Source organism: Variovorax brevis (assembly GCF_030317105.1).
Lineage (GTDB): Bacteria > Pseudomonadota > Gammaproteobacteria > Burkholderiales > Burkholderiaceae_C > Variovorax > Variovorax brevis.
In genome coordinates, this window is record NZ_JASZYG010000002.1 from 663,099 (window position 1) to 684,416 (window position 21,318).

Here is a 21,318-nt window from a genome sequence, read left to right on the forward strand (position 1 = left end):
CGTGCGGGCGGGGCAGTTTCTACAGTCCGCAGACGCGGCGACGATGCCGCGCCATCCCTTTTCCTTTCGGAGACTCCTTCATGCATTCCACCTTCCAACGGCGCCTGCTCGCATGCATCGGTGCGGCCTTGCTGATGTGCGCCACGCCAGCCATGGCGCAGGTGGCGCCTTCGACCGCTGAAGCACAGGCCTACCAGGGCCTGCACCTGGCCGCATGGAAGGGCGACTTGCCGCGCATCGAGCAACTGCTGAAGTCGGGCGCCAACACCGAAGCGCGCGACGGCATGGGACGCACGCCGCTTCACGTCGCCACCTTTGCCCGCCAGCGCGAGGCGATCCGGCTGCTGGCGCGCGGCGGCGCAAAGCTCGACGTACTGGAGAACGATCGCTACGACGCAGTGACCATCGCCTCCGTGGCCGACGACCCCGCCACGCTGGCCGTGCTGCTGTCGCTCGGCGCCAGCGCAAAGCAGACCACCAGCCGCTACGACGGCACCGCACTGATCGCCGCCGCCCACCTGGGCCACGACGAAGTGGTGCGCCAGTTGATTGCCGCCGGCGCACCGCTGGACCACGTGAACAACCTGCACTGGACTGCCGTGATCGAATCCATCGTGCTGGGCGACGGCGGTTCGCGCCACCAGCGCACGCTCGCCTTGCTGGTGGACGCCGGTGCCAGCCTGAAGCTCACGGACCGGCAAGGCAACACGCCCCTGCAACTGGCCCGCGCGCGCGGCTACGCGGCCATGGTTGAAAAGCTTAAGTCAGCTGGCGCGCCGTAGTGATCCGTTGGAGGTGAGCGCGCTACACTCACGGGCTCACCTGTTGAGCCTGTGACTGACTGGAACCCGTGGATCGAACCGAACGCTTCTACAAGATCGAAATGCTGATTCGCAACCGCCCCGAGGGGGCGGGCTACGTGAGCTTCAACGAGCTCATGTCCGAACTGGGCGTTTCAAGGGCCACGCTGAAGAGAGACCTGGAATACCTGCGCGATCGCCTCGATGCGCCGATCGTCTACGACCGCTTCCACAACGGCTACAAATTCGAGACGCAAGCCAAGGGCGCCGCGGCCTCCGCGCACCATCTGCCGGGCGTCTGGTTCAGCGAACGCGAATTGCATGCGCTGCTCACCATGCATCAGCTGATGTCCGGCCTGGACGAAGGCGGCGTGCTGTCGCGGCATGTGCAGCCCATTCTCGACAAGGTCCACCAGATGCTGGGCAGCGTCGACGGGCAGGCCGAAGGACTCTTGAACCGCGTCAAGATCGCGAGCATGAACCGCAGGCCGGTCGAAAGCAAATACTTCGAACTCGCCTGCATGGCGCTGACGCAGCGGAAGCGCGTGGAGATTCTTTACTTCACCCGCAGCCGCTCCAGCGAATCCTTGCGCGTGGTCTCGCCGCAGCGCTTGGTGCACATCCGCAACACCTGGTACCTCGATGCGTGGTGCCACAGCAGCGCGGGCCTGCGCCGCTTTGCGCTCGATGCCATCCGAAGCGCGAAGGTGGTGGACGAAGCGGCACGCGAGGTGTCGCTCAAGACGCTGGAAAAGCAGCTGGACGCCGGCTACGGCGCCTACGGAGGCGCCGAGGTGCGGCAGGCCACCCTTGTTTTCTCCGCCGAGGCGGCGCGCTGGGTCGCGGGCGAACAATGGCATCCGGACCAGCAGGCGGACTGGCTGCCCGACGGCCGGCTGCAACTGCGCATTCCCTACACCGACGTCCGCGAATTGGCCATGGAAGCCATGCGTCACGGCGCCGATGTCGAGGTGGTGGGCGACGCGCCCCTGCGGCGCCACGTTGCCGACAAAACGCGGTTGGCCGCGGCCGTCTACGAGCGCGCCAAGCCGTCCAGCCGCGCGCGGTAGCCCGAAATCCGCCCTGGCTCACGCTGTGAGCCTCCCGTCGCCGAATATCGATCTGTTGGGTTCCTCCGGCAGGCAAAAATCATCCTGAACACACCATGACTCGTTTTCTTCACACGGCCGACTGGCAGATTGGCCGCCAGTTCGCAACCTTCGACCCCGAGCACGCGCCCATATTGGCCGAGGCGCGCATCGCGGCGGTCGAACAACTGGCGGCGCTAGCCAACTTGCACAAAGTGGACGCGGTGCTGGTCGCGGGCGATGTGTTCGACGCGCAGACGGTGTCGGAGCGCACCATGCGGCGCCTGTTCAACGCGCTGTCGGGCTACGCCGGACCCTGGCTGATGATTCCCGGCAACCACGATGCCGCGCTGGCGGAGAGCGTGTGGACGCGTGCGCAGCGCCTGGGCGTGGTGCCGCCGCATGCGCACCTGCTCCTGACGCCCGGCGTGCGCCTGTTTGCGGCCCAAGGCTTTGCGGCGCTGCCGGCGCCCCTGGTGCAACGCCACACCTACGAAGACCTCAGCGCGTGGTTCGATGCCGCTGACACGCCCGACGGATTGCTGCGCATCGGCCTGGCGCACGGCAGCGTGCAGGGGATCCTGGCCGAAGGCATCGACTCGACGAATCCCATCGCGCCCGACCGTGCATCCACCGCGCGGCTGGACTACCTGGCGCTGGGCGACTGGCATGGCTGCAAACGCATCAACGAACGCACCTGGTATGCGGGCACGCCGGAGCCCGATCGCTTCAAGGCCAACGATGCGGGGCAGGCGCTGCTCATCGACATCGCCGGGCCCGGTGCGCAGCCGCAGGTCACGCCGCTGGCCGTCGGGCGCTATCGCTGGCGCGCGATGGAGGTCGTGCTGCAAGTTGCAAGCGATGTCGAATCGCTCTGCGACCAGCTCGACGAACTGGACGCGCAGTCCGTTGCCGACCTGCGTGTGCAGGGACAGGTGGACCTCGCCGGATTGCAGCGCCTGCAGGCAGGTGTGGGCCGCGCCGAGGCGAGGGCGCGCCACTTGCAGGCAGATCTTTCGGCGCTGCGCCTGGTGCCGACCGACGAGGACATCGCCGCACTGCAGGTGGACGGCTATCTGAGCGAGCTCGTTGCGGAACTTCGCGGCCTGCAAGGCGGAGCCGATGCCGTGCAGGCGCGCACTGCGCGCGGGGCGCTGTCCATCCTGACGGCCGCGCTGGCGCAGCGCGCGCCGGCGCCGCTGGACGCTGCGGAGGCTGCATAACATGGGCATCCACATCACCCGCTTGCGCGTGGAGCAACTGCGGCGCTTTCGCCAGCCGCGCGAGCTCAGCGGATTCGAGCGCGGCCTGAACATCCTCGCGGCTCCGAACGAAGCGGGCAAGAGCACGCTGGTGCGCGCGATTCGCGCCGCCTTTTTCGAGCGGCACCGGTCCACGCAGGTGGACGACCTGCGCCCCTGGGGCGAAGGCAGTGGCGCAGCGCCGCAGGTGGAGCTCGACTTCACGCTGGGTGGCGACGAGCACCGGCTGCTCAAGACCTTTTTGGGAAAGAGGCGCTGCACGCTGCAGATCGGCGCGCGCACGCTGGACGGCACGGACGCCGAAGACCACCTCGCCCGCATCTTCGGCTTTGCCTTTGCCGGCAAGGGCGCGAGCAAGCCGGAGCATTGGGGCATTCCGGGCCTGCTGTGGGTGGAGCAGGGCACAGGGCAGGACCTCGATGTGAGCCATGCCCGCAATCATCTGCACGCTGCTCTCAAGGGGCAGGCGGGCGAACAGGCCGGGGCGCTGGCCGCCACGGGCGGCGACGAACTGCTGCAGCAGCTTCTTGGCCAGCGCGGCGAGCTGCTGACCGGCTTGGGCAAGCCGCGTGCGGCCTATCTGGAGGCAGCGGAGTCCATCACTGCGCTGCAATCGCAGATCGACGAACTCGACGCGCAGATCGCCACCTATCGCCAGCAGGTGGACCAACTCGCCATGCTTCGCCACCAGCATCAGGCCGACGAGGCGAACGAGCCGTGGGAAGCGATGCGCCAGAGCCTTGCCGCAGCCCGCCAGCGCCACGTGGCATTGCAGGCGACGCAAGACCAGTTGCACGGTGACCAGGGCCGTCTTGTCCAGCTGGAGCGCACGCGCGATCTGCTGGCCAAGGAACTGGAAGGGCTGGCACGCCAGCAATCCAACGCCGGTTCGCGCGAACAGGCCTTGCTGCAAGCCGCCCGCGATCTGGAAGCGAAAGACGCAGCCGTGGCCCTGGCGCTGCAGCGCACCGAGGATGCGCGTGCACGCGCGCACGGCGCATCCGAAGCCTTGCGCGCTGCAAGGCAGGAAGCCACGCGCCGCAGCTTGGCGCAACAGTTGCAACAGGCGCAGGCGGATGCGGCTCGCAGCTTCGAGGCCCTCGAGCGCGCCGAGCAAGCGCAGCAGCGCCTGCACGCGCTTCGCGCCAGCGCGGCCGCGGCGCCCGCCATCGCCAAGGCGCAGGTCGACAAGCTCCTCACGCTCGAGCGGGCCGAGCGCGACGCGCGGCTGCAACGCCAGGCCGTCGCCACGCGATTGCTATTCCGGCTGCCTGATGGCCAATCGCTGGCTTTGCTGACGCACGGCCAGCCGCAAAGCATGCACGCCGAAGGCGAACTGCTGATCGATTCGCCGGCCACGCTGCAACTGCCGGGCGGCGGACAGCTTGTCATCACCCCCGGCGGCGATGACCTCGATCGGCTGGCCCGCAGCCACGATGCGGCGCAGGAAGCCCTGCGCAGCCTGCTTCAATCCCTGGGCGTGCAGGACGTCGCCGAGGCGCAGTCACGCCTGGCCGGCGTGACCGAACGCGACGCGCAGATCCGCATGGCCGACCAGGCCTTGACCATCGTCGCGCCCAAGGGGCTGGATGCCTTGCGCAACGCACTGTCGGACGTGCAGGTTCGCATCAGCACCACGCAAGAAGCCCTTGCACGCCTGCCCGCCGCCGTCGGCGAACTGCCCGTGCAGCCGCTCGACGAGGCCGAGACCGCGCATGACGCCGCCATCGCCGCGCAGCAGCAGGCCAATGCGGCGCTGGCCCATGCGCAGAGCCAGCGCGCCGGCGCGCAAAGCCTGCACGAGGCGGCACAGCGCGAGCACGCGGCCGCGCAGGCGGCGCTTGCCGATCCGTCGCGGCAGCAACGCGCGTCACAGGCGCAGCAACAATTGCTGGCCTCTGGCGCCGAACACGATGCGCTGGCGGCACGGGTCGCGCTCGCCATCGCCCAAGTGCGCGAAGCCCGGCCCGACATCCTCGCGCAGGACATCGACCGCCTGCAACGCAGCATCGAGCAGATGACGCGCAGCCACCAGCTGCGGCGCGAGCAGATCCTGGTGCTGGAGAACACCCTGCAGCAGGCCGGCGCGCAGGGCCTGGAAGAACAACGCGAAACCCTGGCAGGCCAACTCGCGCAGGCGACCCGCCGCCACGCCGAACTGCAGCACCGCGCCGAAGCGCTGGACCTGCTGTGCACCCGGCTCAACGCGCGGCGCGAAGCCACGCTCGCGCGCCTGCAGGCGCCGCTGCAGGAACGCATGCAGCATTACCTGCCGCTGCTCATGCCCGGCGCCAAGGTGCAGATGGATGCCGACCTGGCGCCCGGCCTGCTCACACGCGCCGCGCAGACGGGTGGCGCGATCGAAGCGGGGCTCTTCAGCGACCTGAGCTTTGGCGCACGCGAGCAGTTGGGCCTGATCAGCCGCTTCGCCTATGCCGACCTGCTGCAACAGGCCGGCCGCCCCACGCTGCTCATCCTGGACGACGCACTGGTCCACAGCGACACCACCCGGCTCGCGCAGATGAAACGCGTACTCTTCGATGCCGCGCAGCGCCACCAGATCCTGCTCTTCACCTGTCATCCGGAAGACTGGCGGGACATGGGCGTGGGCGTGCGCTCGCTCGACTGAATCGCACCGAGGACAATCGAAGACCTGATGACCCATTCCGTCCTTTCGCCCGGCTTCATGGCGGTGCACAGCAACCATCCCGAAGCCTTGCGCGACCTCATGATCGCGTGGATGGCGCGCCATCCGCTGGCGCCGCTGGAAGACGAATGCGTGCTGGTGCAGAGCAATGGCGTCGCGCAGTGGCTCAAGCTCTCGCTGGCCAGCGATGCGTCGCAGGGCGGCGTCGGCATCGCGGCCGCCATCAAGACCGAGCTGCCTTCCAGCTTCATCTGGCAGGCCTACCGTGCGGTACTGGGCGCGCAAGCCGTGCCGGCGGCATCGCCTTTCGACAAGGCGTTGCTGGTCTGGCGGCTGATGCGCTTGCTGCCCGCTTTGCTGCGCGAAGACGTGTTTGCGCCGCTCGCGCGCTTCCTGCTGGACGACTCGGACATGCGCAAGCGCCACCAACTGGCGGGGCGGCTGGCCGATCTCTTCGACCAGTACCAGGTCTATCGCGCCGACTGGCTCGCCGATTGGGCGGCTGGCCACGACGAGATCGTGACCAGCCGCGGCGGGCGCCAGCCAGTGCCCGACGAATTGCGCTGGCAACCCAGGCTCTGGCGCGCGCTGCTCGACGACGTGGGTGAGGCAGGCGCGCATGGCAGTCGCGCGGCAGTGCATCAGCGCTTCCTGGCCAAGGCCCAGTCGTGGCAAGGTGATCGGCCGCCCGAGTTGCCGCGGCGCCTGGTGGTGTTCGGCATTTCCTCACTGCCGCAGCAGTCGCTGGAAGTGCTGGCCGCGCTGGCACGCTGGGTACAGGTGCTCATGTGCGTGCACAACCCCTGCGAGCACGACTGGTCGCACATCGTGGCCGACAAGGACTTGCTGCGTGCCGAACGATTGCGCCAGCGCCGCCGCCCCGGCAGCGAAGGCCCCATCGCCGATGAGGCGATGCACCTTCACGCGCAACCATTGCTCGCCGCCTGGGGCAAGCAGGGCCGCGACTTCATCCGTCTGCTCGATGAGCACGACGAGCAGGAAGCCTATGCGCAGCGCTTCGACGCCATCGGCCAGCGCATCGCCCACTTCGATGCCAACCCGCGTGACACCTTGCTGCGCCAACTGCAGGACGACATTCGCGACCTGCGACCCTTGACCGAGACGCGCGGCACCTGGCCCGCACTTGATGCGCGCGCCGACCCATCGATCGCGTTCCACATCACCCACGGCCCGCAGCGCGAGGTCGAGGTGTTGCACGACCAGTTGCTGGCCGCGTTCGCCGCCGATAGCACCCTGCGCCCACGCGACGTGATCGTGATGGTGCCGGACGTCGCCGCCTACGCGCCGCACATCCAGGCCGTGTTCGGCCTTCTCTCGCCGGACGACGCGCGGCACATTCCCTATACGCTGGCCGATCAGGGCCAGCGCCATCACGACCCAATGCTCGGCGCGCTCGAAAGACTGCTGGCCTTGCCGCAATCGCGCGTGGCCGTGAGCGACGTGCTGGACCTGCTGGAAGTGCCTGCGGTGCGGGCGCGCTTCGACATCGAGGAAAGCGATCTGCCGCTGCTGCACCGCTGGATCTCGGCGGCCCGGATTCGCTGGGGCCTGCACGCCGAACAACGCCAGACGCTCGACCTGCCCGAAGCGCTGGCGCAGAACAGCTGGGACTTCGGCCTGCAGCGCATGCTGCTGGGCTATGCCGTCGGCGCGAGCGAGGCTTGGGCGGGCGTGGAGCCGCTGGACGAAGTGGGCGGGCTGGACGCCGCGCTGCTCGGCCCGTTGGCGCAACTGCTTTCCACCCTCGAAACCCACTGGCGCACCCTGGCGACCCCGGCCGCACCGCAAGTGTGGGGCGAACGCCTGCGCGCGCTACTGGCTGATTTTTTCGCAAGCGACGAAAGCGCCGACGGCTTCACCGTGCAAAAGCTCGCAGCCCACTTGCAGAACTGGGTGGACGCCTGCGCCAACGCGGGGCTCGACGAAGCCTTGCCCCTGTCGGTGGTGCGCGAACACTGGCTCGCGCAGCTCGACCAGCCCACGCTCAACCAGCCCTTCTTCGCCGGCGCCGTGACCTTCGCCACGCTGATGCCGATGCGCGCGATTCCTTTCCGCGTCGTGGCGCTGCTCGGCATGAACGACGGCGACTATCCGCGCAGCCGCGTGCCCATGGACTTCGACCTCATGGGCCACGACTACCGCCCCGGCGACCGCTCGCGACGCGAGGACGACCGCTACCTCTTTCTCGAAGCGCTGCTGTCGGCGCGGGGGAAGCTGCACATCAGCTGGGTCGGTCGCAGCATCCTCGACCATTCGGAGCGTCCGCCCTCGGTGCTGGTGGCGCAACTGCGCGACCACCTTGCTGCGGGCTGGCGCCTTCAGGGCGACGAGGACTTGCCACAGGACAAGGCTGGCCAGCGCCTGCTCCATGCCTTGACGGTGGAGCATCGCCTGCAACCCTTCCATCCGGCGTACTTCACACGGGGCGATGACGAGCGCCTGTTCAGCTACGCCAGTGCCTGGCGCGCCAAGGCGCCGTCGATGCCGGCAGGCGAATCGCTTGCCCGCGAGGTGCTGCCGCCGCGACCCTTCGAAGGCCCGTTGACCTTGCGCGTGCTCTCGGATTTCCTCAAGGAGCCTGCGCGCAGCTTCTTCCGCCTTCGCCTGGGCGTTTACCTCGAGACGGAAGACCGTGTGAGCGAAGACCAGGAGCCCTTCGACCTCAACGCGCTGGAAAACTGGCGCCTGCAGGACGAATTGATCCAGGTGCAGCGAACGGCGCTGGAAGCGGGCGCGTCGCGCCAGCAAGTGATGGAGAGCCAGCTCGAACGCATCGCGGGTCGCGGCGAGTTGTCGCCCGGCCCTTTCGGTGCCTTGCAGCAGGAGGTGCTCGCCGAGCCCATGGAAAAGATGTTCGTCGAATACGCGGCGGCGCAGGCCGATTGGCCGGACGAACTGCCCGACGAAGCGCTGGACTACCTGCCCGATGGCGTGGAAGACGAATCGCTGCGACTGGTCGACTGGCTCGGCAACCTGCGCACGAACGCGAATGGTGACCGATGCCGGCTCGTGCTCCACAGCGGCAGCCTGGTCAAGGACGACCGCTATCGCCGTGACAAGCTCGTGCCCTTCTGGATCGCGCACGTCGCGGCGCACCTGGCTGGCGAATCGATGACCACCCGCATCATCAGCAAGGTCGGCAGCGTGACGCTGTTGCCGCTGGACGCGCAAGCGGCACGCGTGTACTGGTTGGTGCTGCTCGACGCGTGGCAGCAAGGCCAGTGCGAGCCTCTTGCGCTGGCCCTGCGAACAGGCCTGTCCTGGCTCGACCGCGGCGGCACGCATGACAACCTGCTGCAATCTGACGCCTATGAGGCGGCGCGCAAGTGCTATGACGACGACTCGAAGTTTTCATTTGCGGAATCGCGTGGCAGCGACTATCTGCGGCGTGCCTTCCCGGACTTTTCCGCGCTGTGGTCTGACGGCGCGTTGGCCCACTGGACCCTGGCCTTGCTCAAGCCCCTGAGCGATGCGGTTGGCACGTCCACCAAAGGTGCGCGCGCCGGAAAGGAAAATGCGTGAGCAGCGCAAAGACACCACCCGTGCTGCAGCCGCTCAGCTTCCCGCTGCGCGGCAGCCGCCTGATCGAGGCCAGTGCCGGCACCGGCAAGACTTTCACCATTGCTGCGCTGTATCTGCGGCTTGTGCTGGGGCACGGCGGACCCGCAGCGTTTTCGCGCGCACTCACGCCGCCCGAGATCCTGGTCGTCACCTTCACCGAGGCGGCCACCAAGGAACTGCGGGATCGAATCCGTGCGCGCCTGGCCGAAGCGGCGGAAGCCTTTGCCGTCGATGCGGACAACGTGCAGCCGAAGGCGCCAGGACAGGACCTGCTCCACGACCTGCGCGACAGCTATCCCGCAACCGAATGGCTCGCCTGCGCGCGTGCACTGCGACTGGCCGCGGAGTGGATGGACGAAGCCGCCGTTTCAACGATCCACGGCTGGTGCAACCGCATGCTGCGCGAGCACGCCTTCGACAGCGGCGCCCTGTTCACGCAGACGCTCGAAGCCGACCAGGCGGAGCTGCGCGCGGAAGTGCTGCGCGACTATTGGCGCAGCTTCTTCACGCCCTTGTCGCTCGACGAGGCCAGACAGGTGCACGAGTGGTGGGCGACGCCTGCCGCCTTGCTGGAATCGGCGAACAAGTTGCTGGGCCTGACTCATTCGATGGCGCCGGGAACGCCCCCCGCCATTGCGCTGCGCGCCGCCCGCGAGCAGGCCGAGCGGGAGCTGGCGCAGATCAAGGCACCCTGGGCCGCCTGGATTGAAGAACTGCAGGCGCTCCTCGACAAGGCCGTTGCGGGCAAGCAAGTGGATGGCCGAAAGCTGCAGACCCGCCACTACCAGCCTTGGCTCGACGCCTTGCGGCTGTGGGCCTCGAGCGATGCGCAACAGCCGCCGCTGGACAAGGGCAGCAAGGCCTGGACACGCCTGACGCCAGAAGGCATGGCGGAGGCCTTCAACAAAGGCGTGCCCGCACCCGACCATCCGGCATTCGACGACATGCAGACCCTGCGCGCACGCCTGGCCGCCTTGCCCGACGCGCACGACGACGTGCTGCGCCACGCCGTGCACTGGGCCGCGGCACGCCTGGCCACGGAGCAGGCGCGGCGGGCGCAGATGGGCTTCGACGAACTGCTCACGCGCCTGGACGCCGCGCTGCAGGGCCCGAACGGCCGGCGCCTGGCCGAACTCATCCGCACGCAGTTTCCCGTGGCGCTGATCGATGAGTTCCAGGACACCGACCCTTTGCAGTACCGCATCTTCAATGCCGTCTACAACGTGGCGGCGAACGCGCAAGACACGGCGCTGGTGCTGATCGGCGATCCGAAACAGGCGATCTACGCATTCCGTGGCGCGGACATCTACACCTACCTGGGGGCGCGCCGCGATACGGCGGACCGTCACGCGACGCTGGGCATGAACTTTCGCTCGACCGGCGCGATGGTGGGCGCGGTGAACCGCGTCTTCATGCAGGCGGAAGAGCGCGATGCCGGGCAGGGCGCCTTCCTGTTTCGCAGCCCGAGCGACAATCCTTTGCCGTTCATCGCCGTGGATGCGAAGGGCCGCGATGAGCGCTGGGTGGATGGCGATGCGCCTGCGCCCGCGCTGACCTGCTGGACCGTGGCGACCGACCAACCCATCGGCTCGGGCGAGGCGCAGGTCTTGATGTCCGCCGCCTGCGCCACCGAAATCGTGCGACTCCTGGCCGAAGCACAGGCGGGCAGGGCGGGATTCGCGGGCGACGGCCACGCCTTGCGCCCGGTCAAGCCAGGCGACATTGCCGTGCTGGTCAACAGCGGCCGCGAGGCCGCCATCGTGCGCCAGGCCTTGACCGAACGGAACGTGCGCAGCGTGTACCTTTCCGACAGGGAGTTCGTGTTCCAGAGTCCGGTGGCGGCCGACCTGCAACGCCTGCTGCTGGCCTGCGCCGAGCCCGATGACGATCGTCCCTTGCGCGCGGCCTTGTCCACGGCCGTGCTTGCACTCGACTGGCCCGAACTCGACCGACTCAATCACGACGAACTCGCGTGGGAAGCGCGTGTGCTGCAGTTCCGGCGCTACCGGCAAACGTGGCGGCGCCAGGGCGTGCTGCCGATGCTGCGCCACCTGTTGCAGGACTTCGACGTGCCGCAACGCCTGCTGGCCGAAACGGGCGGCGAGCGCAAGCTGACCGACCTGCTGCATCTGGCGGAACTGTTGCAGCAGGCCAGCGTGCAGGTGGAAGGCGAGCATGGGCTCATCCGCTGGCTGGCCGAACAACGCAGCGACAGCGAAAGCGAAAACGACGCGCGCAAGCTTCGGCTGGAAAGCGACGCCGACCTGGTCAAGGTGGTCACGGTGCACAAGTCCAAAGGCCTGGAGTACCCGCTGGTCTTCCTGCCCTTCGCAAGCGCATTCCGCCCCGCCAGGGGCGACGACCCGCCATTCAAGTGGCATGATGACAGCGGCCGTCTCATCGTCGCCCTGAGCGCCGACGACGAGGCCGTGGAACGCGTGGACCGCGAAAGGCTCGGCGAAGATTTGCGCAAGCTCTATGTGGCGCTGACGCGCGCCCGCTATGCCACCTGGATGGGCGTGGCGCCATTGGCCGCCGTCCAGGACAGCGCGATTGGCTATCTGCTGAGCGGTGGCGAGGCATTGTCGCCGTCGGCGTTGAACGATGCCCTCGAAGCAATGGCGCGGAGCCACGATGCCATCGCCGTACAGCCGGCGCCCGAGGCCCGGGACGCGCGCTACCAGCCGCGCGATCCGGAACTTGAGCCTGCGCCCGAACCACCCCTGCCCACCGGCCCGCGCGAAAACTGGTGGATTGCCAGCTACTCGGCCTTGAGGCGTGACGACATCGCCCTGGCCGGTGACGAAGCCCCGGTCCCGGTGGCGATGCAGCCCAGCCCCGCCACCGCCGCCGAGGACATCTATGCGGAAAGCCGTGCCGCTGCTGGCGCAGTGGAGCAAGACGCATCGCCGGTCGCCGTCGACGAGGGCGGTGGATTGCATGGATTCCCTCGCGGCGCGGCGCCCGGCAGCTTCCTGCATGGACTGCTGGAGTGGGCCGGCCGCAAGGGATTTGCGCGCCTGCACAGCGACGCGGAAGCGCAGGCCGATCTCGCCGACCTCATTGCGCGGCGCTGCAACCTCAACGGCTGGAGCAACTGGATCGAGCCGCTGCGCACGTGGATGCAGTCGTGGCTATCGACGCCCCTCCAACTTGATGCGCTCCACGGGAAAGAGCCGGTCGCGGTCTCGCCGTCGTCCCTGCGCCACGTCCAGATCGAAATGGAGTTCTGGCTCGCTGCACAGAACGTCGACACGCTGGCGCTGGACGCGCTCGTTACCCGCCACACGCTGGGCGGCGTGCCGCGACCGGCGCTGCAGCCGCAGCAGGTCAACGGCATGCTCAAGGGTTTCATCGATCTGGTGTTCGAGCACGAAGGCCGCTACTACGTGGCCGACTACAAGTCCAACTGGCTGGGCCCGCGCGACGCCGACTACACCGTTGCGGCGATGCGCGACGCGGTGCTCCACCATCGCTACGAGTTGCAGTACGTCCTTTATGTCTTTGCGTTGCATCGACTGTTGCGCTCGCGCCTGCCGGACTACGACTACGAGCGCCACATCGGGGGCGCGGTCTACCTCTTTCTTCGCGGCCACGCGGCGCCCGGCCAGGGCTTGCATTGCGAGCGGCCGCCCAAGGCCTTGATCGAGTCGCTGGACGCGCTGTTCAGCGCCACTGTGGCAACAGCAACCAATCGCGGGGTGGCGGCATGACAAGCGCCGTCTTTCTTGGCGCTCTGCCGGCCCGCCACGCCGCGTTGTTCGCGGACCTGGATCGCTGGGTCGAGCAAGGCTGGCTGCGCGGATTGGACCGCAGCTTCGCCACCTTCCTGGCGCAGCGCGCACCCGACGCCGATCCCTTGCTGATCCTGGGTGCCGCGCTCGCCAGTCATCAGCTCGGCCGCGGCCATGCCTGCCTCGACCTGCAGGCCGCGCTGACCGATGCAGGGGGAGCCCTGTCCATGCCGCCCGAAGGCGCGAACCCATCGACACAGGGCACGGCCCCGCCAACCTTGCCCTCGGCCTTGCTCGCGGGCGTGAGCCTGGCGCGGTGGAACAAGGCGCTCAAGCATCCCGCGCTGGTGGGCAGCGGTCCGGGCGCGACGCCGCTCGTGCACGCGGGCGATCGCCTGTACCTGCGTCGCTACTGGCAGTACGAACAGTCGGTGAGCCAGGCCATTGCCCGCCGCGTGGCGATGCCCACGCCCGCCGCAGCGCCCGAAATGCAGGCCCCACTTGCGGCCGCCCTGGACATCCTGTTTCCGCCCCGCGACGGCGCGCTGACCGACTGGCAGAAGGTGGCCTGCGCAGTCGCCGTGCGGCAGCGCTTTGGCATCATCACCGGCGGCCCGGGCACCGGCAAGACGACGACGGTGGTGCGCCTGCTCGCAGTGCTGCAGCACCTTGCGCTGTCGCAGGGCGGCGCCCGGCTGCGCATTCGCCTGGCGGCGCCCACTGGCAAGGCCGCAGCGCGCCTGAACGAATCCATTGCCGGAGCAGTGGCGCGCTTGCCCCTGGAAGGGTTGGCCGACCCCGAGGCCGTGCGCGCCGCGATCCCGACCGGGGTGACGACCGTGCATCGCCTGCTGGGCAGCCGCCCCGACACGCGCCACTTCCGGCACAACGCGCACAACCCGCTGCCGCTGGACCTGCTGGTGCTGGACGAGGCGTCGATGCTTGACCTCGAAATGATGGCGTCCGTCTTTGCCGCGTTGCCGCCGCAGGCCAGCCTCATCCTGCTGGGCGACAAGGACCAGCTCGCCTCGGTCGAGGCGGGCGCCGTGCTCGGCGACCTGTGTGCGCGTGCCGATGCGGGCCACTACAACGTCGAAACGGCCGCGTGGCTGCAGGCCACCACCGGCGAGATGTTCGAAGCGGCACTGTGCGATGCGAAGGGCCGTCCGCTGGACCAGGCCGTGGTCAAGCTGCGCGTGAGCCACCGTTTCAGCGCATCGAGCGGCATCGGCAAGCTGGCGGAGGCCGTCAATGCGGGCGATGGGGTGGCGGTGCAACGCGCCTTTGAGCACCGGCATGCAGACATCGCCCATCAATGGCCGGCCGACGATGCGACCTTGCGGCGCCTCGCGGTCGATGGTGCGCCCGATGGTTTTGCCGGCCGCGGCCAGGGGCGCAGCGAACGCGGCGAGCGTCTGGCACCGCCGGTGGGCTATCGCCACTACCTCACGCTGATGCGCGAGAACAAGCCCGCCATCGACGCGCCGCAGCACGCGTTCGACGCATGGGCGCTGGATGTGCTCAACGCCTACGGCCAGTTCCAGTTGCTGTGCGCCTTGCGCAGCGGGCCGCAGGGCGTGGAGGGACTGAACGAGCGCATTGCGGACCTGCTGCGCGCGCAAGGCTTGCTGGAGGCCGAGCAGGGCGGCTGGTACGCCGGCCGGCCGGTGCTGGTCACGCGCAACGACTACGGCTTGGGCCTGATGAACGGCGACGTGGGCATCACGCTGGCCATTCCCATGGTCGTGCCCGGCGAGGCCCGACCGCGCTGGACGCTGCGGGTGGCCTTTGCCAGCGGCGACGGCCAGGGTGGCATCCATTGGGTGCTGCCGAGCCGGTTGCGCGCGGTGGAAACGGTCTTCGCCATGACGGTGCACAAGTCGCAAGGTTCGGAGTTCACGCACGCTGCGCTGCTCTTGCCCGAACGGGCGAGCCCCGTCGTCACGCGTGAACTGGTCTACACCGGCATCACGCGGGCCCGCCACTGGTTCACGCTGGTGGCTGCGCCCGAGGTGATGCAGGCAGCTATTGCCAGGCGTGTCGACCGGGTGGGCGGACTCGCGTCGCGGCTGTCGGCGGCTGCGGGCAACTGAGAGAGCCGCGAATCGTTGCTGGCCCCATCGCGCTGAAAAGCGCGGGTCTTCACGCTCGACACGCTCCGGTGCGAGTCCTATAGTCCGCCTTCTCTTGGGTCGCAGGCAGCGCGCAGGAGAACCGCGGCTCACCGTGGCGGTGCAAGAGAACTTGTCAGTGCCCATCCAGAAAATGAAGGAGACGCAATGAAGAAGTCAGTTCTTGTGTTCGTGGGCGCGGCCTTGGCCGCGCTGCTCGCCGCCACACCGGCGATGGCCCAGAAGAAAACGCTGGCGGTGGTCGTGAAGGGGCTGGACAACCCCTTCTTCACGGTGCTCGGCGACGGCTGCGCGCTGTGGAACAAGGAAAATCCGACGTCCGAATACACCTGCCTCTACACCGGCCCGGCGTCCAGCGCCGATGAAGCCGGCGAAGTGCAGATCGTCGAAGACCTCATCAACAAGGGCGTGGCGGGCATCGCCATCTCGCCGTCGAACGCGCCGGCCATGGCCACCATGCTCAAGGCCAAGGCGCCCAAGATGCCGATCATGACGATCGACGCCGACCTGGCGGCTGCCGACCACGGCTTGCGCAAGACTTACCTGGGCACCAACAACTACGACATGGGCGTGCTCATGGCCAAGCACCTGAAGCAGCTCAATCCCAAGGGCGGCACGGTGTGCATGCAGCTGGGCAACGTGGCGGCCGACAACATCAACCAGCGCGCAGCGGGCTTTCGCGACACCGTCAGCGGCAAGAAGGGCATCGACCGCCTGAAGGGCGAGGGCGGATGGACCGAGATCGCCGGCTGCCCGCTGTTCACCAACGACCAGATCGACCTGGCGAACCAGCAGATGTCCGACGTGTTCACCAAGAACCCGAAGCTCAACGCCTTCATCCTGGTGGGCGGCTGGGCGCAGTTTGGCCCCTCGGCCTACGCGCAGGTGACGGACCAGGTGAAGCCGAAGCTGGCGTCCAAGGAACTGCTCATCATCGCCGGCGACACGCTGCCGCCACAACTCGACGCGCTGAAGAATGGTCGCAGCCACGTGCAGGTCGGACAGCGACCCTTTGAAATGGGCCATCGCGCCCCGGCCGTGCTCATCGACCTGATCGGTGGCAAGAAGGTGGCAGACCCGCTTTACACGGGGCTGGACGAATGCGTGCCGACTAACCTGGACAAGTGCCCGGCGAAGTAAGCGGCATGGCTGTCCTGGAGCTCGCCGGAGTCTCCAAGCACTTTGGCGCCATCCAGGCGCTCATCGACGTCTCGCTGGCCATCGAGCCCGGCGAGGTCGTCGGCTTGATGGGCGACAACGGCGCGGGCAAGTCCACGCTGGTGAAGATCGTCGCGGGCAACTACCCGCCAAGCGACGGCGCGGTGTTGATGGAGGGGCGCAAGGTGGCCTTTCACAAGCCCGCCGACGCACGCGGCGAGGGCATCGAGATCGTCTATCAAGACCTCGCGCTGTGCGACAACCTGACGGCGGCCGAGAACGTCTATCTCGGGCGCGAACTCACGCGCGGCGTCGGCCCCTTCAAGGTGCTGAACTACCGCGCGATGTTCAGGCGCGCGGGCGAACTGTTTGCTGAGTTGAAGTCGGAGACGCGGCCGCGCGACCTGGTACGCCGCATGTCCGGCGGCCAGCGTCAGGCCGTCGCCATCGCGCGGACTCGGCTGGCGGATCCGAAGATCGTGCTGATGGACGAGCCCACCGCCGCCATCAGCGTGCGCCAGATCGCCGAGGTGCTCAACCTCATTCGTCGCCTGCGCGAGCACGGCATCGCGGTGGTGCTCATCAGCCATCGCATGCCGGACGTGTTCGCGGTGGCGGACCGCATCGTCGTGCTTCGGCGCGGCGTGAAGGTGGCTGACAAGCCGATCGCGCAAAGCTCGCCGGAAGAGGTCACGGGCCTCATCACCGGCGCCATCGAGACCGCATGAAGCGAGGCAAGACGACATGGCCGTGACGACGCTTGAGGAATCGATCGACAGCAGTGCGCATGGCAGCTGGCTCTCGTGGGTCGTCAGCCAGCAGACCTTCTGGGTCTCGGTGGCTGCGATCGTCGCATTTGTGGTGCTCACCTTTGCGAGCGACGTGTTCGCGACGCAGCAGAACCTCTTCAACGTGACGCGCAACTTTGCCTTCGTCGCGATCATCGCGATTGGCATGACGGCGGTGATCGTCACGGGTGGCATCGATCTGTCGGTGGGGGCGGTGCTCGTGCTGTCCGGCATGGTGGTGGGCATGACGATGCATGCGGGCACGTCGATCTGGGTGGCGATTCCGCTGGCGCTGGGTGCGTCGCTGCTGGTCGGCGCACTCAACGGATTCATGATCGCGTACATCGGCGTGCCGCCCTTCGTGGTCACGCTGGGGATGCTGTCCATCGTGCGAAGCTTGGCGATGGTGCTGTCCAACAACCGCATGGTCTATGAGTTCGGGCCGGACCAGCCGCAGCTGCTGGCGCTGGGTGGGGGATTCGTCAATGTGGCGCTGCCTTTTGTCGATCCCATTCGCGTTCCCAGTCCGGTGCTCTTCTTGATCGTGCTGCTGGTGGTGGCGAGCTTTCTGTTTCGCTGGACGCGGTGGGGGCGGCACCTGTACGCCATCGGTGGCAACGAGCGTGCGGCGACGATGACGGGCGTGCCGGTAAAGCTCGTGAAGGTCAGCGTCTACATGTTCTGCGCGTTCTGCGCGGGCATCGCGGGCGTGCTCGAAGTCGGCTGGCTCGGCACGGTGACGACGAGCCTGGGGCAGGGCATGGAGCTGTCGGTGATTGCGGCATCCGTGATCGGCGGCACCAACCTCGCGGGCGGCATCGGCACGGCCTTTGGCGCGGTGGTGGGCGCGGCGTTGATCGAGGTGATCCGCAACAGCCTGATCCTGCTGGGCATCAGCACCTTCTGGCAGGGCACCTTCGTCGGCAGCTTCATCATCGTGGCGGTGCTGTTCGACAGGCTGCGCGCGCGCAGTGCGAATGAGTGATCCTTTCAGTGGTTCGCTGAAGGGTTCGCCCAAGTCTTTCGGACGGACCTCGCCCCGGCTGGCTCCGTCCCGAACCAAAGGTTGCGATTTTCTTCTTGAGGACGCTCCAGGCAGAAGAAATCCGGTCTTTTCAAGTGCTACGCTTTCCCGGGTCGGGCCTTGTCATCCCGATCAAGTCGGCATAACGAGAACAGTCAGGGAGAACAAGCATGAGGTTTTGGAGCGCTTTCGCCTGCGCGGCGATCATGGCAGGCAGTCTTGCGGGGTGTGGCGGTGGAGGAGGTAGCGGTGGTGGCGGTGGTGGCGGCCACAGCGATGCGCGCAATGGCACCTACCGCGTCTATGCAGCCAATGGGAGCAAGCAGACGCTGGACCTCAATTTCGACACCATGCGCTACACGATGACGGATGCGGCCGGTGTTTCGGCAGGCGGCACCTTCGCGGCGGACGGCACCGGGTACATCTTCAACAGCTCGCGCGTCACCGCCCCGACCAATACAGCGCGCTTTCGCATGACGGACAACGCGGTGGTCGGGGCGTTTCCTTTCAACCAGGCAGGCAGCACCACGGCGTTTGCGGTTCAGCCTTTTGTTGCGTCGAATTCATTCGTGACGTCGCAAGCCGGATTGGCCGGCACATACGACCGCGTCGGCGGCAATCTCGTGCCAGGGGGAACCAACGGTCAGAACATTCGCCAGGTTTTGGTGACGACGGGCGGCACCCAAATGCAGTACTGCAACGATGTGGCGGTGACGGCCATCACGAGTTGTACGTCCTCGTTGACGACGTACAACATCACGCCGGGCACGACAGCGAACGAATGGCGCATCACCAACTCGGCCAATGCTGCAGACACCGGCCAGTTCGCCATCGCCATGGTGGGTGGTGAAAAGGTGTACCTGTTGGCCGGTGGCATGCCTGCAGGCGGATCGCCCGGTGAGACGGTGTTCCGGATCGGGGTCGTGCATTCGGCAGCGTGGCCGGCATCGACGGCGCAGGGCGCCGACAGCAATGGCGCCTGGGGAAGCTTGAACATCGACGCATCAAGCTATGTGACGAACTTCGTGCGCCCCGACGGCAGCAATGGCTCACAAAGCCTCCCGCTGAAATTTCCGGGCATTGGCGATATCAAGCTGGGCCTGGCAATTCCCGACGCAGGCACCGGCGGCTATTGGGTCGTGCGAAACAAGAAACTGGTCGCTGTGGCGGGCGCGGGTGCTTTTGCCGGCTACATGCAGATCGGCCTGGTGAACTGAAGCGCGCGAATCGCTTTCAGGCGGCCGCAGTCCCGGTGCCGGGGCTGCGGTCTTTTTCTTGCGCGAACCGCCTTGGCGCGAAAGAATGATCCGCTCTGGAGGCCTCATGCCGAGCAAGCAACCCCTCAATGCGTCGCGCGTCGCGCAACTGCACGATGCGATGCGCCAGCATGTCGAACGCGGCGACATCCCCGGCATCGTGACGCTTGTCGCGCGCGGCGATGACGTGCATGTCAATGCCGTCGGCACCCTGACGATCGATGGCAAGGCGCCGATACGCCGCGACACCATCTTCCGCGTCGCATCGATCACCAAGCCCATCGCCGCGGCTGCCGCAATGATGCTGGTCGACGACGGTAAGCTCCGCCTCGAAGATGCCATCGAACCGTGGTTGCCGGAGCTGGCGAATCGCAAGGTGCTGCGCAGCATCGAATCGCCGCTCGACGACACCGTGGCTGCAAAGCGCGCGATCTCCGTTCGTGACGTGCTGACCTACTGCTTCGGCTTCGGCAGCGTCATGGCCATGCCGGGCACTCACCCCATTCAGCAACCGATTGCAGAAGGGCATCTGGGTGGTGATGGCCCACCGCAGCCGGCGCTGACGCCCGCAACGGATGAATGGATGCGCAGGCTGGGCGATTTGCCGCTGATGTACCAGCCCGGCGAGCGCTGGGCCTACAACACAGGTGGCGACGTGCTCGGCGTGCTGATCGCGCGCGTGGCCGGGCAATCCTTCGGGGACTTCCTGCGCGAGAGGATGTTCGGTCCGCTCGGCATGAAAGACACGGCGTTCAGCGTGCCCGCGTCCAGTCTCGATCGGCTGCCCGGCTGCTATGCCTTCAACCACGCGAGCCAGAAGCTGGAAGTGTTCGACAACGCATCGGCCGCCAGCGACTACAGCCGACCACCTGCCTTCGAATCGGGTGCAGGCGGGCTGGTGTCGACCGTTGACGACTACTTCGCCTTCAGCAGGATGATGCTGGACAAAGGCATGCACAAGGGCGTGCGACTCTTGTCAGAAGCGTCGGTCGAAGCGATGACGCGCGACCAGCTCACACCCGTGCAGCGGCAAGGCACAGAGATCTTCTTCGGCGATCACAGCAGTTGGGGCCTCGGAATGGGCGTCAACATCCGTCAGTCGCTGCCGTGGACGGTGCCCGGCCGCTTCGGCTGGGACGGCGGGTTCGACACCTCGGCCTGGTCCGATCCGGCGAATGATTTCATCGGCATCCTGCTCACGCAACGGCTCATGGATTCGCCCGCGCCGCCGGCCGTGTTCACCGACTTCTGGACGCACGCTTACCGCGCCCTTTGACCTGTTCGCGGCGGAAGCATTCGAGGCTGTGGTCGTTGACGATGCCCACCGCCTGCATCCACGCATAGACGATCACCGGCCCGACGAACTTGAAGCCGCGGCGCTTCAGTTCCTTCGAGATTTGCTCGGACAAAGGCGATGAGGCGACGAAGCCGTCGCCGTCTCCGGTGATGACCTTTCCGTCGGTGAACGACCAGCAGAAGTCGCTGAAGTCTTCACCGCGATCGGCCATCTCGCAATAGATGCGTGCGCCCTGAATGGTGGACTGGATCTTGGCGCGCGAGCGGACGATGCCGGGGTTGTCGAGCAGGCGAAGAACGTCCTTCTCGCCGAAGCGCGCCACCTTGACGGGGTCGAAACCCTCAAAGGCTTCCCGGAAGGCGTCGCGCTTGCGCAGGATGGTGCTCCACGACAGCCCGGCCTGGAAGCCGTCGAGCATCAGCTTTTCCCACAGCGCGCGCGAGTCGTACTCGGGCACACCCCATTCTTCGTCGTGGTAGGCAATCATCATCAGGTCGCTGCCGGCCCAAAAGCAGCGCTGGTGTTCGGTATGGCTCATGATGGCTTCCTT

The 21,318-nt window shown here is 67.2% G+C and carries 13 protein-coding genes; 12 read left to right on the forward strand and 1 reads right to left on the reverse strand.

The genetic code is table 11. The features are described from left to right. Positions 1–134 precede the first annotated feature (134 nt). The 12 genes from QTI66_RS07730 to QTI66_RS07785 all read left to right on the forward strand — a co-directional run bounded on the left by QTI66_RS07730 (position 135) and on the right by QTI66_RS07785 (position 20,747). Complete coding sequence (locus QTI66_RS07730) at positions 135–782, forward strand: ankyrin repeat domain-containing protein (RefSeq protein WP_286559050.1); 648 nt, start codon at positions 135–137, stop codon at positions 780–782. Between the two features lie 68 nt (positions 783–850). Continuing rightward, a complete protein-coding gene (locus QTI66_RS07735; protein WP_286558649.1) occupies positions 851–1,870 on the forward strand; it encodes a helix-turn-helix transcriptional regulator in 1,020 nt (339 codons plus the stop codon). A 95-nt stretch (positions 1,871–1,965) separates the two neighbouring features. Beyond that, positions 1,966–3,111, forward strand: coding sequence for a metallophosphoesterase family protein (locus QTI66_RS07740; protein ID WP_286558651.1), 1,146 nt, complete (start codon positions 1,966–1,968; stop codon positions 3,109–3,111). Position 3,112: 1 nt separating this feature from the next. Then, positions 3,113–5,779 (forward strand): AAA family ATPase, encoded by a 2,667-nt coding sequence (locus QTI66_RS07745; RefSeq protein ID WP_286558652.1) that lies wholly within the window; start codon positions 3,113–3,115, stop codon positions 5,777–5,779. Positions 5,780–5,806: 27 nt separating this feature from the next. Next, positions 5,807–9,340 carry an exodeoxyribonuclease V subunit gamma gene (recC, locus tag QTI66_RS07750; RefSeq protein ID WP_286558653.1) on the forward strand — a complete coding sequence of 1,178 codons (3,534 nt, stop codon included), beginning with the start codon at positions 5,807–5,809 and terminating at the stop codon, positions 9,338–9,340. Beyond that, the gene (gene recB, locus QTI66_RS07755; protein ID WP_286558654.1) at positions 9,337–13,092 is read left to right on the forward strand and encodes an exodeoxyribonuclease V subunit beta; all 3,756 of its coding nucleotides are present in this window, start codon (positions 9,337–9,339) and stop codon (positions 13,090–13,092) included. Before recC ends, recB begins: the two co-directional genes overlap by 4 nt. Further along, positions 13,089–15,206: an exodeoxyribonuclease V subunit alpha gene (gene recD, locus QTI66_RS07760; protein WP_286558656.1), complete on the forward strand. Its 2,118-nt coding sequence runs from the start codon at positions 13,089–13,091 to the stop codon at positions 15,204–15,206. Before recB ends, recD begins: the two co-directional genes overlap by 4 nt. Positions 15,207–15,392: 186 nt before the next feature. Beyond that, positions 15,393–16,385 (forward strand): substrate-binding domain-containing protein, encoded by a 993-nt coding sequence (locus tag QTI66_RS07765; RefSeq protein ID WP_286558657.1) that lies wholly within the window; start codon positions 15,393–15,395, stop codon positions 16,383–16,385. Positions 16,386–16,390: 5 nt separating this feature from the next. After that, positions 16,391–17,131, forward strand: coding sequence for an ATP-binding cassette domain-containing protein (locus QTI66_RS07770; protein WP_286558658.1), 741 nt, complete (start codon positions 16,391–16,393; stop codon positions 17,129–17,131). A 22-nt stretch (positions 17,132–17,153) separates the two neighbouring features. Continuing rightward, positions 17,154–18,176 (forward strand): ABC transporter permease, encoded by a 1,023-nt coding sequence (locus QTI66_RS07775; RefSeq protein ID WP_286558659.1) that lies wholly within the window; start codon positions 17,154–17,156, stop codon positions 18,174–18,176. A 209-nt stretch (positions 18,177–18,385) separates the two neighbouring features. Then, on the forward strand, positions 18,386–19,432 hold the full coding sequence (locus tag QTI66_RS07780; protein ID WP_286558660.1) for a hypothetical protein: 1,047 nt from the start codon (positions 18,386–18,388) through the stop codon (positions 19,430–19,432). Between the two features lie 106 nt (positions 19,433–19,538). Then, the gene (locus QTI66_RS07785; protein WP_286558662.1) at positions 19,539–20,747 is read left to right on the forward strand and encodes a serine hydrolase domain-containing protein; all 1,209 of its coding nucleotides are present in this window, start codon (positions 19,539–19,541) and stop codon (positions 20,745–20,747) included. Here QTI66_RS07785 and QTI66_RS07790 read toward each other — a convergent pair. After that, entirely contained in the window at positions 20,710–21,306 is a 597-nt protein-coding gene (locus tag QTI66_RS07790) for a DNA-3-methyladenine glycosylase I (RefSeq protein ID WP_286558664.1), read from the reverse strand. The two genes, QTI66_RS07785 and QTI66_RS07790, sit on opposite strands and share 38 nt — an antisense overlap. Between the last annotated feature and the right edge of the window lie 12 nt (positions 21,307–21,318).